This is a genomic window from Streptomyces sp. NPDC059037, from assembly GCF_042740015.1.
Taxonomy (GTDB): domain Bacteria; phylum Actinomycetota; class Actinomycetes; order Streptomycetales; family Streptomycetaceae; genus Streptomyces.
Map to the genome: position 1 here is coordinate 1 of NZ_JBHYIG010000081.1, position 13,788 is coordinate 13,788.

Sequence of the window (13,788 nt, forward strand, 5' to 3'; positions counted from 1 at the left end):
CCCCGCCCCCTGGCGGCGCCGCCGGGGAACTGGGCGACCAGCCCCCACCGGGCCCGCCTGTTCATCTCCGCACGTCCAGCGGAGCGCTCAGCGCTTTTTGGGAAGAGCCTTCGCCCGCTTGCCGTACAGCGGCTCGGGCTCCTTGTGCGGTGCGCACGCCGCGCGCCGCACAGGGAGCCTGCCCTCCAGGAGATACGCGTCCAGGTGGCCGTTGACGCACTGGTTGGGGCCGGCCGCGATGCCGTGCGTGCCCGCATCCCGCTCGGTCACAAGGACCGAACCCCGCAGCCTGCGGTTGAGCTCCTCGGCGCCCTCGTACGGCGTCGCCGCGTCGCGCTCGGCCTGCAGGATCAGCGTCGGGGGCAGCTCGCCCTCGTCGGTGCGGACGTCCACGGGACGCTGGCGGGGCGCGGGCCAGTAGGCGCACGGCAGGTTCATCCAGGCGTTGTCCCAGGTCTCGAAGGGCGCGAGGCGGGCGAGCAGTGAGTTGTCGCGGTTCCAGGTCTTGAAGTCCGTCGGCCAGGCCGCGTCATTGCACTCGACCGCGGTGTAGACCGCGTTGATGTTCTCCTGCTCCTTGGCCGCCTTCGGCACGGGCGCGGCTTGCTCGATCAGCTGCTTCGGGTCGCCCTTCAGATACGCCGAGAGCGCCGAGGCGCGCATCGGCCAGAAGTCGTCGTAATAGCCGGCCTGGAGATACGCCGACTGCAGCTGGCCGGAGCCGACCTTGCCGCCCGCGGGCTTGCGGGCCAGCGCGTCGCGGACCTTCTCGTAGCTCCTGAGGACGGCATCGGGCGTCTTGCCCAGGTGGTACGTCTTGTCGTGCTTGGCCACCCAGGTACGGAAGTCGGCCCAGCGCCGTTCGAACGCCACGGACTGGTCGAGGTTGTTGTAGTACCAGATCTGTGCCGGGTCGGGGTTCACCGCCGAGTCGAACACCATGCGGCGCACGTGCGACGGGAAGAGCGAGGCGTAGACGGCGCCGAAGTAGGTGCCGTACGAGGCGCCCATGAAGGTCAGCTTCCGCTCGCCGAGCGCCGCCCGAAGGACCTCCAGGTCACGGGCGTTGTTCAGGCTGTTGAAGTGCGCCAGGCCCGCTCCGGAGCGCTTGGCGCAGCCGCGCGCGTACGCCTGCGCCTCCGCTACGCGCTTCAGTTTGTACGCGGCGTCCGGGTGGGCCGGCGACTGGGTCGGCGCCTTCCCGTACTCCTTGGGGTCCTGACAGGAGATCGGCGCCGAGCGGCCGACACCGCGCGGGGCGTAGCCGACGAGGTCGTAGGCGGCGGCGATGCGCTTCCACTCCGGAATGGCTCCGACGAGCGGGAAGTACATGCCGGACGCGCCGGGGCCGCCGGGGTTGAAGACGAGCGCCCCCTGGCGCTTGACGGCCTTGGCGCGCTTGCCCACGGCCTTCTTCGTGGCCTTGACGCGGCTGACCGTCAGCTTGATCTGCTTGCCGTTCGGCGCCGCGTAGTCGAGCGGCACCTGCACGGTGCCGCAGCGGACGGACGGCGGCAGGCCCTCCGCCGCGGGGCAGGCGCCGAAGCGGATGCCGGCCGCCTTCGCGCGCTCGGCGGCGACGACGGTGCCGTGCGCCTGCGGGTAGGGCTCGGTGTCGGTCGCGGACGCGCTTCCCGTGGGGGCGGCGACGAGTGCGGTCAAGACCAAGGATCCGGCGGTTCCGTAGAGGGCGGCTGCTGCTCTCATCGCTCTCCATCCCTTCATTCGGCCGTGTGTTGCTCGAACAAAAGGGATGATTCGTTCGGTAAAAGGCGAAGTAAAGCACCGCCTGCCGGTGTCGGCGCATTGTTCCGTCAATGCCCCCGATGCGCCGTATCCCGGTGCGTGAAGGCGGCGCGCAGGTCGGGGTCCGCGAGGGCGCGGGTGCCGCGTACGGCGACGGCGGTGAGGTCGGAGCCGCCGCGCGCCGGGAGCGCGCTCAGCAGACGCTGCCCGGCGGGCGACGCCCAGCGGGGGTAGGGGTGGATCTCGAAGCGGGCGACGGCCAGACAGGCCAGGGCGGTGGCCAGGGGCAGCGCGAACCAGAACGCGATGTGCACATCGCCGGGCGTCCGATCGGCCGCCTCCTGGGCGGGCATCAGCAGCGCCGCCGCGCCGAGGGCGAGCACCACCGCGGCGCTCGCCCGCACCTGGCGGACCGCGCCCGCGACCCCCGACCAGGTGCCGTCCGGCAGCGCGAGCCCCGCCGCGACGAGCCGGTCGGCGAGCGCGCGCATCGCGTCGGTGCCGGCCGCGGCCCGGCGCACCGGCGCTATCGGCGACTGGCCCGCGGGCCCTATCGCGCCGAGCACGGAACGCTCCATGTCGTCACCGCCCACCGGGTCGACCACCGTCGCCCAGCCGGTGCGGGCGAGCAGCAGCCGCCGGGCGCGGGCCATCGACACCAGGGTGAGGTCGGCGACGCGAGCGGGGCCGCCGGAGAGGAAGGCGGTTTCGTAGAGCGTCAGTTCATGACGGTGCTCCGGGGCCGCGCCGGGCGCGGCGGTGCGGTACGCGGCGAGGCAGAGCCGGGCGCAGGACAGGCCTGTCGCGACCCAGGCGAGGAGGAGCAGGGGGAGCCAGAACATGCGGGTGTTCTATGCGAGCGGACGGGGCCCGCGCCACGGCTTATTCACCATGCGGACGGGAGATCGCCGGTGGATAACGTTCCGCTTCACGCGGGCTAGCCCTTGCCGCGACTCTCCGGCTTGTCCCCCTTCACGCTCCTGCCCTTCTCGCTCTCCTTGGGCTTGTGGGGCGGCTCGGTCTTCGTCGGCTTGGGCCGGGACACCGGTGGCGGCAGCGGGAACGTGGGAGAGGGGGAGACCGGGGTCGCCGGGGGCGGGGAGTTCGTCGGTCCTGGCGGGGCGGGGGAGCGGGTGACGGGGTCGGGGGCGGCCGAAGCGGCGTCCCGCGCCAGATCGTCGAAGTCGACGAGGCCGGTGTCTTCAAGCACCGTGATGTGGTCGAGGACCGTCGTGTTCGCGTCGTCGGCCAGGGCGCGCACCAGCGAGTTGCGGGTGGTCGCGCGGACCTCGGCGACCACCGAGAAGACCTTGCCGTGCGCCGCGCGCAGGATGTTCGCGAATCTCTCGTCGTACGGGGCGCCGCGCGCGTCGTTCAGCTCGTCGAGCCAGTCACGCTGCTGCGAGCTCGGCTGGTTGGGCAGTTCGAGGCCGAGCTGCGTCGCCACCTCGCGCACCCGCGCGTCGAGGAACGTATGGCCGTCGACGAGGTGCTCGCCCGCGGTCTGCACGGCCTTGGTGGTGCCGCGCTCCTGCGCCTGCTGTCCGGCGGGGAGCTCCCAGAGTCCCGCGAGCCGCACCTTGGTGATGAACTCGCGGTCGAGCGCGGACAGCGGGCCGAAGTCGGTCGACACGGTCTCCGCGTCGAGTCTGTCCAAGCCGGTGCCCGAGCGGTCCTCGTACGACCAGATGGGGAAGAGCAGCGCGGCCAGGGTCGCGACGAGCCCCGCGACGATGAGGCCGGTGCCGTTGATGGATCGCATGGCGCCTCCTGTTGCGGCACCGCACGTTAGTGCGCCGCGGGGATGCGGCTGCCGGTTACCGCCCGGAGTACGTCAACTGCCGTACGAGTAGGGAGTATTGCGGGCGGGCGGCTGCCGTGCCCCTGGCGGCGGGGTCAGGAACCGCCGCCTCCGCCGCCCCCACAGCCGCCACCGCCTCCGCCGGAGCTGCCGCCGCAGGATGACCCGCCTCCGCCGCCACCACCTCCGCAGGATGACCCGCCGCCTCCGCCGGAACTTCCGCAGCCGCCGCCCCCGCAGGCCGAGCCGCCGCCCCCGCCCCCGCCGCACCACGAGGGGCTGCCCGACGAGCACACGAACCCGGAGCCGCCCGAATACGACGGCGTATGGGGGGCTGCGCGCCGCATCGGCCGGATCCCGTACGCGGCGATCAGCTGTGCCCGCAGTTCGGGGTCGAGCACGCCGTTCAGGCCGCCGACGGCCACTCGGTTCATCGCGTCGTACGCGTGGGCGTTGGCGGCGCGGTACTGGTCGAGCGCGGTCCGTCCCGCGGTGCTGACCCGGCTGCCGGCGGACTTGGCGCAGAGCGAGCCCGTGAGGCCCCCGATGAAGACCCCGACGAACAGCAGGACCATCGGGCCGGTCACGGAGTCGCCCGACGGCCCGTCGCCGGCGCCCGCGAAGCCGAAGATGCAGACGACGAAGAACCCCGCGAAGGTCACGACGCTGTGCAGCCTCGCCTTGACCCGCCAGCGGGCCAGGGCCTCGGGCCGCACCATCAGGCCGCGCCGGGCCAGCGTGTCACCGAGCGCCTGCACGGCGGGGCTGCGCATCACGCCGATCCGCAGCCAGTGCAGGGCGCCGCTCGGCGCGGCGGCATGCACCTGGAGCAGGGCGCCCTCCACCGGGTTGCGGGCCTCGGGTCGCAGGATGCCGACGATGCCGGGTCCGGCGATGGCCAGCCGGCCGTCCTCGTGCATGGCGGTGATCACGGCATCGGTGACCCTGCCGGGCCCGCCCGCGAGGAACGCGGCCTCCAGGGGGTCGAACACGGCCTGGTGCTGGGCGTCGGGCTGCCGGACATCGGCGTGCAGCGCCGCGGCGAGTCCGACGGCGACTACCACCGACGAGGCCATGACCAGCACGAAGTAACAGATCGTCAGAACTTCCACGGTGTTTCCCTATCCCCCGTATGCCGCTGTCTATCCCCGCTGTCCCCGCTATCCCCGCTATCCCCGCCGCAGCGCGAACCGCGCCGCCCGTAGCCAACGCGTGACCGGCCGCCCGTCCAGCGGCGCGGGCCCGGACCGCTCGAGCCACCACCGGGTCAGCCGGCCCCGCGCATCGGCGTCCTCCGGCTGCCCGGCGAGCAGCAGCCGCTCGGCGAAGTCGAGTGCGTCACGCCGGTACCCGCCCGTCATCGGGCGGGTCTGCGCGTACGCGAAGAAGTCCGAGCGGAACGTCCTGCCGAGGATCTCCGGCAGCTCGGGCGCCACCTTCGCCACGACATCGGCCCGCTTGCCGGTCAGTGCCCGGCTCTGCACCTTCAGACGCGCGTGGTCGAAGCCCTCGGGCGCGGGAGTGCCCGCGACGAGCGCGGAGAGCAGCGCGGTCTGCGCGAGGGCGGTGCGCTGACGGGCGCCGGGGGAGGCGGGCGGGCAGTCGCCGCGCGCCTGCGAGTCGCCCGCGGGCAGCTCACCGGAGGCCGTCACCGTCTCCCGTATCGCGTCAAGCTCCCGCTCCAGCTCGCCCGGCTCCGGGAAGTTCTCGTCGCGCTCCAGGAGGACGCCCGGCGGGCTCACCCGTGATGCCAGGTCCGCGAGGATCGCGAGGACCGGCTCCGGGACCGGATGGGCGTGGCTGTCGTGCCAGACGCCGTCGCGCTCGAAGCCGCCCGCCACATGGACGTACGCGATGGCCTCGACCGGCAGTTCGTCCAGGGCCTTGGCGGGGTCCTCACCGCGGTTGACGTGGTTCGTGTGCAGGTTGGCGACGTCGATGAGGAGGCGGACGCCGGTGCGCTCGACCAGCTCGTACAGGAACTGCCCCTCCGTCATCTCCTCGCCGGGCCAGGAGATCAGCGCCGCGATGTTCTCCACGGCGAGCGGCACCGGCAGCGCGTCCTGCGCGATGCGTACGTTCTCGCACAGCACGTCCAGGGCGTCGCGGGTCCGCGGCACCGGCAGCAGATGGCCCGCCTCCAGCGGCTGCGAGGCCGTCAGCGGGCCACCGGCGCGTACGAACGCGATGTGCTCGGTGACGAGCGGCGAGCCGAGGGCCTGCGCGCGCTCGGCGAGTGCGGCGAGGCGGGTCTCGTCGGGGCGGTCCGCGCCGCCGAGGCCGAGCGAGACGCCGTGCGGCACCACCGTCACGCCGCGCTCGCGCAGCCTGAGCAGGGAGTCGGGGAGGTGCCCGGGGCACAGGTTCTCCGACACGGCCTCGACCCAGTCGATGCCGGGCATCCGTTCCACGGCGTCCGCGATCTCCGGACGCCACCCGATTCCGGTCCCCAGGTGCATCATTTTTCCCCCTCCTCCGCCATGACCCCGCGTCGTGGTCGAGTGTCGGAGTCATGACCCCGACAGCCGCGGACGAACCCCTGGAGAGGGACGTTCAGAGCTACATTTGAGGTTCCGGCCGATCCGTGTTGACCTCTCCCGGCGGTGCGGGCGAGGGCCGTGACGTGGTCGACACATCACCGCTGGGACCGGCGGGAGCAGGCTCGGGCGGCAGCTCCCCGGAGGGCGGGGGAGGCCCGCTGGGGCTGGCCGTGGCGGTGGCGGCTCCGCCGTTCGCGATCTCGTCGAAGTCGACGAGCCCGGTCGCCTCCAGCATCGTGATGTGGTCGAGGACCGTCTGGTTGGCGTCCGTGGCCAGCTGCCGGATCAGCGTGTTGCGGGTGCTGTCCCGCACCTGCGCGATCACGCTGAACACCTTGCCGTGCGAGACGCGCAGCAGATTCGCGAACTTCCGCTGGTACGTCATGCCGTCGGCCGCGGTCAACTCATCGAGCCACCCCTGCTGTTGGGCGTTCGGCTGGTTCGGCAGCTCCACACCGAGCTGCGCCGCCACGGTGCGGGTCCGCTTGTCGAGGTCCGTGTGGCCGACGATCAGATGGTCCCCGGCCTCCGTGATGGCCTCCGTCGGCGCCCGCTCGACGGCCTGCTGGCCCGCCGGTATCTCCCACAGTCCCGCGAGCCGCACCTTCACGAGCAGATCGCGGTCGGCCGCCGAGAGCGGACCCCACTGGGTGGCCACGGACCCGGCGGCCAGATTGGCGGGCCCTGTGCCCGAACGGTCGGCGTAGGACCACATCGGGAACGCGAGCGCGCCCAGTGTGGCCACAAGTGCCGCGATGATCAGAGCCGTGCCGTTGATGCGCCGCAATGTGCCGTGCCTCCCGTGCCCGTCGACTTGCCGTGGAGGGCAAGCTACTTCCTGGTACCGGGAGATACGGAAGAGGCGTGCGTGATGTTCATCGCTCGCGCCACCGGGGAGAGCGCCCGAGGAGGGCCAGCATCTCGTCGAGGGGGGACGCTTCCTCGGGCGTGGGCAGGACCGGCGCGAACGCGGCACCGGGGCCCCTGCCTCCGGGATCCTTCGGCACCCGCCGGGCGACGTCGAGCGCGGCCCCGACGACCGGCCGTGGCAGGTCGAGCCCGACGCCCAGGGTCGCCGCCACGTCCCAGGAGTGCACCACGTAGTCGAGCAGATGGAAGCCGACGGCGACACGTCCGGCGAACGTCCCGCCGATCTCGGGAAGCGTGAACCCCCGCTCCAGGACGCCCTCTTCGGCGAACGCCGCAAGCACATGACGTACCGACTCGTCGTACACCTTGAACGGATCGCGGCCGAGATCCGGCGCGATCCAGTACGTACGGTCGGCACCCGCGCCCCGCGCCGCCGCCGCGAACCCGTGGTGCTGCGCGGCCATGTGCGCCACCAGATCGCGCAGCGTCCAGCCCGCGCAGGTCGAGGGGCGCTCCCAGTCGGCGTCACGGGCGATGCGCAGGACGCGGAGCGATTCCTGGACGGCGGCGCGGTCGAGCGCGACGAGGTCGGTGGTCATGAGGTCATCGTCGGTGGTCATGAGGTCATCACTTTCCTTCCGGGGTGTGAACTGCCGGTTCTGGCCAAGGACTTGAGCCGGTGAGCAGCGCGCTCGCCGCGGCCCAGAGGGCGTCCGGGGCGAGCCGGTCCGCCGTCCAGGCGGTGGCGCGCATCGTGCCCCGGTCCCGGTGCGCGCGGACGGTCCGCAGATGGTCGGGGCGCGCGACGAACGCGTACAGCGAACGCTCGCCGGTCCAGACCGAGACGGACCCCGAGCGCTTGCGCAAGGGATCGGCCCAGAGCCACATGCCGACGGCGCCGGGCAGCTTCGGCCAACTCCCGCGCAGCCGCAGCCCCGACAGGGCGATCGGGAGGGTCTGGGAGTGCCGGTGGGCGGTGAATTCGGTGACGCTCACCAGGACCGGGCCCGGCGCGTGCGCCTCGGGTCCCGCCTGCCAGGGCGATCGCATGATCCTGATCCATGAGGGCATGTGTACGAGCATAAAACTATGCGAACGGTCGTGCTACTTGTTTCTTGGAGTTGCTGCGTTGCTGCCCTCGGGATCAATTCATCCAGCGATCAGGGGAGTTGAAGAACCCGCACCGGATCCGTCGCCGCCGCGCGCAGACGGGTCGTGATGGCGACGCCCGCCCTGCGATAGGCATCCGGTTCGTCGTGCAGGACCGAGTGCGCGTTCGCCGTCTCCATGAGGGCGATGAGCTCGAAGGCGAGCTGCGGGACGTCGAGGTCCGGGCGCAGTTCGCCCGTGTCGCGGGCCTCGGCGATGCAGCGCTCCACCTGGTCGGTCCAGTCGCGGTCGGCGCGGACCAGCGCGTCGTGCACGGCACCCTCGCGGGCGTCGAACTCGGCGATCACCCCGTAGAAGAAGCAGCCGCCGGGGAAGACCCGCTGCCGCGAGTACTCCAGCCAGCACGCGCACAGGCGGCCCACCCGGCCGAGCCCCGGCGGGGACTGCCGGGCCGGCTCCACCACCGCGTCCAGGAAGATGCGGCCCGCCGCGCGGACCGTCGCGAGCTGCAGCTCCTCCTTGGACCCGAAGAGCGCGAACACCCCGCTCTTGCTGAGCTTCAGCTCGGTGGCGATACGGCCCACCGACAGCGCGTCCAGACCCTCGACCGACGCGATGTCGACCGTGCGGCGCAGGACGATCCGCCGGGTCTGGTTGCCGCGCTCGACACGGCCGTCGAGCTTGGCGAGGTTGGCGGTGCCTTCGCCGTCGGTCTTGGTCGCCATGTCGGGCCTCCTCCTCGGCTCAGCGCAGGGCGGGGTGGTCGGCGATCACCGTGCAGGAGCCCGGCGCGATCTCCGTGAACCCCGCGTCCCGCACCACCGGCAGGCCGCTCGCCACGAGTTCGCGCCAGAGCGCGGCGTCCGGGGTGCGGACGGAGAGCGGGAAACCGGCGTCCCGCCAGGCCGCACGCTCCTCGTCCGACAGCTCCCACCAGGCCAGCTGGGCGCCATGGCCCGCCTGGGCCATCGCCTTGCCGGCCGACATGTCGACATCGGGGCTCATCCACAGGACGGGCGCGGTCGCGTCCGCCGGGGGCAGCGGCTCCGGGTCGTCCAGGTCCGTGCCCGAGACCTGGAGCCGTGCCAGGTCCTTGGGCCAGCCGTCCAGCGGGACCGGCGGGAAGACGCGGACCTGTGCCGACTTGCCCGTGACCGTGATGCCGGGCAGCGCCTCGGCCCTGCGCCACTCGGCGCCGCGGGCCCGCCGGACCACCTTGCGGATGCGGGCGTCCTGCCAGTCCCGCATGGCCTGCGCCCACTCTCCGTCGCCGAGGGACCGCTCGTCGCCGAGCATCACCAGGACCGCGCGGGCCGCCGTCTCCAGGGCGTCCGTACGGTGCGGCGGCTCGGCCTTCTCGATCCGCGCCACCAGCGGCAGCACGAACTGCGGTGCCTCGTCGCGCGAGACCTGCTCCACGCGGAAGGGGCTGTCCTGGGGGTCGCGGGTGTCCTGGCCGTTCTGGGTGCCGGTGTTCCCGGCGGTCGGGTCGCTGCTCACCCGACCAGTCTGCCAGGCCGAAGATCGGTCCTGTCAGGGGCTTTGCCGCACCGGTTGCCCCGTGCGCGTTGCCCCTGCGCGAGGATGTCCGCATGCAAGGTGATCAAGATCCTTACGGTGGCCGCGCCGATCTCGCGCTGCGGCTCGACGGGGTGGGGCGGCGCTATGCCGTGGGCGGGCCATGGGTGCTGCGCGGCGTCGGCCTTGGCATACGCGCGGGCACGCTCGTCCGGATCGAGGGCGCGAACGGCACCGGCAAGTCGACACTGCTGCGCGTGATCGCCGGGATCGACGCCCCGTCCGAGGGCCGCGTCGTCGGCCGGCCGCGCACGGCGTACGTACCCGAACGCTTCCCGGCGGCCCTGCCGTTCACGGCCGTCGGCTACCTCACGCACCTGGGCCGGATCCACGGCCTGCCGAAGGGCGAGGCCGCGCGCGGCGCGGAGGAGCTGCTCGAACGCTTCGGCGCCGGAAGTTACGCGCGTACGCCCCTGTCGGAGCTGTCCAAGGGCAGCAGCCAGAAGGTCGCCGTCGCGCAGGCCCTGCTCGCCGGGCCCGAACTGCTCGTCCTGGACGAGGCATGGACGGGCCTGGACGCCGCGGCCCGCGACGAACTCGACAGGACGGTGGCGGAGCGCGTCGCGGAGGGCGGCGCCGTCGTCTTCGTCGACCACGATCCCCGGCGGCTCTCGGGCACGGTGGACGTGACGTACGCGGTCGTGGGTACGGAGGTGAACCTCCGTACCCCGGAAGCGACTTCGGAAGCCACGGCCCCGCAGGGACCGTCCGTCGTCATCGAGGCACAGGGCCCACCGGGAGCGCCGCCACCCGCGACCCCGGGCATCGTCACCGGGCACTCCCCGGAGGGCGGGCTGCGCCTGACCGTGGCGGCGACACACTCGGACGTGGCGCTGCGCGCGCTGCTGGGGGCGCGTCCGCCGTGGCACGTGGTGTCGGTGTCCGCGGGGTCCGGGGCCGATTCCGGGCCGGGGCCCGGGGCCGCTGCGTCTTCGGCCCTGGAGGCCAACTCCGAGAGCGAGGTGCGAGGCCGGTGAACGCCCTGCTGCACTATCAGTCCGCCCTGCTGCTGCGCTCCCAGCGCTGGCTCGCGCCGGTCATCCTGTACGCCGTGTTCCTCGCCGTGGGCGTGCAGAGCGGGCAGCCCGTCCTCGACTCCCTCGCGTACGCGGCCGCCGCGCTGCTGCCCGTCGCCGCCTGGATCGTACGGATCTGCGTCACCAACGAGCCGCCCGCGGCGCGCAGTTGCACGGCAGCCGCGGCGGGACCCTGGCGGGCGCACCTGGCCACGCTGCTCTCCGCCTTCCTGGCGAGCGCCGTGCTCGGTGTCGTGGCCACCGTCGTCGTGGCGGTGATCAGCGACGCGGCGAGCACCGATCACCGTACGGCGGTGAACCGGATCGCGGCGAGCGGCGCCGGTCTCCTCGCCATGCTGGTGAGCGCCCTGCTCGGCACCGCGATCGGCGCCGTCACCAACTGGCCGCTGCTGCGTTCGCCGGCGTGGGCGATCTCCGTGCTGCTGCTGGCCGCGCTGCTCGCGCTCGTCACCACGGGCTCACCGGCGCAGGCGGTCCTGACGGACCTGATCACGGGGTCGCGGGACGGGGTGGTGCCGGTGCCGTTGCTGCCGGTCGCCGGGGCGGGGGCGCTGGCGGCCGCGGCGGTGGCGACGGCTTGCGGGCTCGCTTCGCGCAGGGGATGAGCGCAGGGGATGAGGAGAGGGGTGAGCGGAGGGGGCGCGGCTCGGGCGGTCCCTCGTGATCAGCCCGAGCAGGCCGTGCGCTGCGCCTCCTGCCACTCGCACACGGGGCACAGCGTGACGCCCTTGTGGGACTCCGGGTACTCGGTGGGCTTCCGGCAGAGCACGCACTCGGCTGACGGGCTGCCGGGCACCGATGGGTGGTAGAGGGCGCGGGCGCGCGTCAGGTCGGCATGCCCGTCCTGGCCGAGGTCGAAGAAGTAGTTCACCTGCCATGCCTGGGTGCTGCGGGCCTGCCGGCTGGTCGTGGTCACCCACGGCGGATAGACGCGGAATCCGCGCTTCCCGCCGGAGCCGTCGCGGGAGACGATGTCGCGCTCGCACAACACCTCGCGCGGGAACACGAACTGTCCGAAGCCGTCGTCGTCGCGGCTGCTGATGACGAAGAGATCCACTCCGTCGTCGGCGTCGAAGGGCCGGATCGGCCCCTCCGCGGACCGCTGCCACACGGTGACGAACTGTCCCACCTTCGTCGGGGTGGTCTTGGCCACGCGAAACCGGACCGAGCGGCCGTCGAGCGTGAAGCCGTGGGCCGCGTACTCGGCACTCTCCGGTTCGGGCACCGGCGGCGAGCAGGCGAAGCCGCTCGGGTCGTACACCGATGTCTTCGCTGCCAGCAGGTCACCGTGAAGCCCTGTCCACGGCTGATTCGTCACCATGCCGTCATCCTGCCATCACGTCGGAAAGACTCACCTATCGGCCCTATCAGCCCTATCAGCCCTATCAGCTCTATCCGCTCTATCCGTGCGGACGGGCGCTGCCGATCTGCTCCGACACCCGGACGAGCCGGAAGCCGCGCTCACGCAGCTTCGGGACGATCGTCCGCAGGGCACGTTCGGTGGCGGGAGCCGCGCTGCGGGTGCAGTGCATGACGACGACCGAACCGGGCCGCACCCCGTCGAGCACCTGCTTGGCCACCGCGTCGGCGTCCGTGGCGAACGCGTCGCCGCTCACCACGTCCCACTGGACGGCCGTGACGCCGCCCGGGGCCAGCGCGCGCAGCGCCTGCTTGTCGTAACAGCCGCCGGGGAAACGGAAGTACGGCACCGGGCGCTCGATGCCCGCCTTGCGGAAGGCGGTGAAGGCGCGCTCCATGTCGGCGCGCATGCCGGAGGCGGGGACGGTGGGCAGGCCGTAGCAGTTCTTGGTGAAGGCGTAGTGGCTGTACGAGTGGTTGGCGACCTCGAAGAGCGGATCCCGCCCGATGTCCTTGGCCTGGGCCGGGTACTCCTCGGCCCACCGCCCCGTCATGAAGAAGGTCGCGGGCACCTTCAGCCGGCGCAGGGTCGCCACCAGCGCCGGATTGTCGAACCGCTCGCCTGCCGCGGCGCGTGGCCCCTGATCGGCGGTCATGTCGGCGTCGAAGGTGAGGGCGACGGTGGGTTCGGCAGTTTTGCTGCGGGGGGCGTTCTTGAAGACGGGGGTGAGGCCCGCGGGGCCGGGGGCGAGGGTCGCCGGTCCCGCGGTGGCGCGGACCCGCTCGCGCGGGGCAGGGGCGGGAGCGGGGGCGGTGTCGCTGCCGCAGGCGCCGAGGGTGGTGAGGGCGAGGGCGCTGAGAGCGCAGGCGGTGGTCAGCCGCCTGGTGGCCGGGGTGATCATCTGGCGAACATAACGGGTGAGGCAGGGCAAAACGCCGATGGTGGGGCGCGCTGGCCCCCGGACGGCGGACTCCCGCTCGCCGGGAAGCGGCGGGTCTGGACCGCCGGAGGCCTACACCCAGCCGTCCAGCGACGCCATGAACGCCTCGAAGTCGTCCCGATGGATGGTGTGCCCGGCCCCCTTCACCGTACGTACGGTGAAGCCCCGCCGCTCCAACTCCCCTTTCAGCTCATCGGAGATGAGGAAGCTGGGATCCGCCACCTGCACCAGGGACGGGACGACGGGAGCGGCCGGCGTGCGATCGACCGCGTTCTCCCCGGAGAGGGCCAGCGCGGTGCCCGGATCCCATGCCGCCAACGTCGCCACCTCGACGTCGACATCCGCGTCCTCCCAGCGCGGATTCAACTCCGCGATCACCGCGCGCGACGCCCGCTGGAACTCGACGAACACGGCGGGGTCGACCGACCCTGCCTGCCCGAGCGGCCACGCAGGGTCGGAGTAGACGGCACGCGCCGGGGCGAGCCGCTCCACCGCGAGGGCCAGCGCCATCCCGCCGAGCGAGTGCCCGATCGCCAGCTCCGCCCCGCGCGGCAACGTCGCGACCAGGTCGTCCGCGAAGATCTCCGGGCCGTACGCGCCGCGACCGCTCTCCCCGTGACCGCGAAGATCGACACCGATGACCCGGTACCCCTGGTCGGCGATGGCGGGACCCACGCGGCGCCAGGTGCGGTGGTCCGACATGATCCCGTGGATCAGGACGGCGATGCGGTCGCCGGTGCCCCATTCGCGGGTGTGCAGCTTCATGGTGGTGCCTTTCTCATCTCTCATCTTGCTTGCGGTGCAGC

14 protein-coding genes and 1 pseudogene are annotated in these 13,788 nt (G+C 72.6%); 2 read left to right on the forward strand and 13 right to left on the reverse strand.

What is annotated here, in order from left to right; genetic code table 11:
- Nucleotides 1-87: 87 nt before the first annotated feature.
- From ACFWY6_RS18660 to ACFWY6_RS18705, 10 genes are all read right to left on the reverse strand, one after another.
- Entirely contained in the window at nucleotides 88-1,707 is a 1,620-nt protein-coding gene (locus ACFWY6_RS18660; protein ID WP_384691352.1) for an alpha/beta hydrolase, read from the reverse strand.
- A 107-nt stretch (nucleotides 1,708-1,814) separates the two neighbouring features.
- Complete coding sequence (locus tag ACFWY6_RS18665) at nucleotides 1,815-2,588, reverse strand: TIGR04222 domain-containing membrane protein (RefSeq protein WP_384691355.1); 774 nt, start codon at nucleotides 2,586-2,588, stop codon at nucleotides 1,815-1,817.
- Nucleotides 2,589-2,683: 95 nt separating this feature from the next.
- Nucleotides 2,684-3,508 (reverse strand): DUF4142 domain-containing protein, encoded by an 825-nt coding sequence (locus tag ACFWY6_RS18670; protein ID WP_384691357.1) that lies wholly within the window; start codon nucleotides 3,506-3,508, stop codon nucleotides 2,684-2,686.
- A gap of 134 nt (nucleotides 3,509-3,642) precedes the next feature.
- Nucleotides 3,643-4,659, reverse strand: a complete 1,017-nt coding sequence (locus ACFWY6_RS18675) for a TIGR04222 domain-containing membrane protein (RefSeq protein WP_384691359.1) — start codon at nucleotides 4,657-4,659, stop codon at nucleotides 3,643-3,645.
- 57 nt (nucleotides 4,660-4,716) lie between these two features.
- Entirely contained in the window at nucleotides 4,717-6,009 is a 1,293-nt protein-coding gene (locus ACFWY6_RS18680; RefSeq protein ID WP_384691362.1) for a DUF692 domain-containing protein, read from the reverse strand.
- Between the two features lie 97 nt (nucleotides 6,010-6,106).
- Complete coding sequence (locus ACFWY6_RS18685; RefSeq protein ID WP_384691365.1) at nucleotides 6,107-6,874, reverse strand: DUF4142 domain-containing protein; 768 nt, start codon at nucleotides 6,872-6,874, stop codon at nucleotides 6,107-6,109.
- Between the two features lie 88 nt (nucleotides 6,875-6,962).
- Nucleotides 6,963-7,577 (reverse strand): TIGR03086 family metal-binding protein, encoded by a 615-nt coding sequence (locus ACFWY6_RS18690; protein WP_384691368.1) that lies wholly within the window; start codon nucleotides 7,575-7,577, stop codon nucleotides 6,963-6,965.
- Between the two features lie 7 nt (nucleotides 7,578-7,584).
- A complete protein-coding gene (locus ACFWY6_RS18695; protein ID WP_384691370.1) occupies nucleotides 7,585-8,028 on the reverse strand; it encodes a hypothetical protein in 444 nt (147 codons plus the stop codon).
- Nucleotides 8,029-8,117: 89 nt separating this feature from the next.
- Nucleotides 8,118-8,792: a TetR/AcrR family transcriptional regulator gene (locus tag ACFWY6_RS18700; protein WP_384691372.1), complete on the reverse strand. Its 675-nt coding sequence runs from the start codon at nucleotides 8,790-8,792 to the stop codon at nucleotides 8,118-8,120.
- Nucleotides 8,793-8,811: 19 nt separating this feature from the next.
- On the reverse strand, nucleotides 8,812-9,567 hold the full coding sequence (locus ACFWY6_RS18705; protein ID WP_384691375.1) for an aminoacyl-tRNA hydrolase: 756 nt from the start codon (nucleotides 9,565-9,567) through the stop codon (nucleotides 8,812-8,814).
- Between the two features lie 92 nt (nucleotides 9,568-9,659).
- Here ACFWY6_RS18705 and ACFWY6_RS18710 point away from each other — a divergent pair, with 92 nt between their 5' ends.
- Nucleotides 9,660-10,622: an ATP-binding cassette domain-containing protein gene (locus tag ACFWY6_RS18710; protein ID WP_384691378.1), complete on the forward strand. Its 963-nt coding sequence runs from the start codon at nucleotides 9,660-9,662 to the stop codon at nucleotides 10,620-10,622.
- A complete protein-coding gene (locus tag ACFWY6_RS18715) occupies nucleotides 10,619-11,287 on the forward strand; it encodes an ABC transporter (RefSeq protein ID WP_384691382.1) in 669 nt (222 codons plus the stop codon). Before ACFWY6_RS18710 ends, ACFWY6_RS18715 begins: the two co-directional genes overlap by 4 nt.
- A gap of 194 nt (nucleotides 11,288-11,481) precedes the next feature.
- Here ACFWY6_RS18715 and ACFWY6_RS18720 read toward each other — a convergent pair.
- The 3 genes and pseudogenes from ACFWY6_RS18720 to ACFWY6_RS18730 form a co-directional block, all read right to left on the reverse strand.
- Nucleotides 11,482-12,003: pseudogene (locus ACFWY6_RS18720) on the reverse strand (MepB family protein); the annotation flags it as partial.
- A gap of 79 nt (nucleotides 12,004-12,082) precedes the next feature.
- Nucleotides 12,083-12,943, reverse strand: a complete 861-nt coding sequence (locus tag ACFWY6_RS18725) for a polysaccharide deacetylase family protein (RefSeq protein ID WP_384691385.1) — start codon at nucleotides 12,941-12,943, stop codon at nucleotides 12,083-12,085.
- Nucleotides 12,944-13,054: 111 nt separating this feature from the next.
- Nucleotides 13,055-13,747 carry an alpha/beta fold hydrolase gene (locus tag ACFWY6_RS18730; protein WP_384691433.1) on the reverse strand — a complete coding sequence of 231 codons (693 nt, stop codon included), beginning with the start codon at nucleotides 13,745-13,747 and terminating at the stop codon, nucleotides 13,055-13,057.
- Nucleotides 13,748-13,788: the final 41 nt, after the last annotated feature.

Bases quoted from the DNA above. Each gene is read 5' to 3' on its own strand.
- ACFWY6_RS18660 (WP_384691352.1), bottom strand. From the start codon at position 1,707: ATGAGAGCAGCAGCCGCCCTCTACGGAACCGCCGGATCCTTGGTCTTG.
- ACFWY6_RS18665 (WP_384691355.1), bottom strand. From the start codon at position 2,588: ATGTTCTGGCTCCCCCTGCTCCTCCTCGCCTGGGTCGCGACAGGCCTG.
- ACFWY6_RS18670 (WP_384691357.1), bottom strand. From the start codon at position 3,508: ATGCGATCCATCAACGGCACCGGCCTCATCGTCGCGGGGCTCGTCGCG.
- ACFWY6_RS18680 (WP_384691362.1), bottom strand. From the start codon at position 6,009: ATGATGCACCTGGGGACCGGAATCGGGTGGCGTCCGGAGATCGCGGAC.
- ACFWY6_RS18690 (WP_384691368.1), bottom strand. From the start codon at position 7,577: ATGACCACCGACGATGACCTCATGACCACCGACCTCGTCGCGCTCGAC.
- ACFWY6_RS18695 (WP_384691370.1), bottom strand. From the start codon at position 8,028: ATGCCCTCATGGATCAGGATCATGCGATCGCCCTGGCAGGCGGGACCC.
- ACFWY6_RS18700 (WP_384691372.1), bottom strand. From the start codon at position 8,792: ATGGCGACCAAGACCGACGGCGAAGGCACCGCCAACCTCGCCAAGCTC.
- ACFWY6_RS18710 (WP_384691378.1), top strand. From the start codon at position 9,660: ATGCAAGGTGATCAAGATCCTTACGGTGGCCGCGCCGATCTCGCGCTG.
- ACFWY6_RS18725 (WP_384691385.1), bottom strand. From the start codon at position 12,943: ATGATCACCCCGGCCACCAGGCGGCTGACCACCGCCTGCGCTCTCAGC.
- ACFWY6_RS18730 (WP_384691433.1), bottom strand. From the start codon at position 13,747: ATGAAGCTGCACACCCGCGAATGGGGCACCGGCGACCGCATCGCCGTC.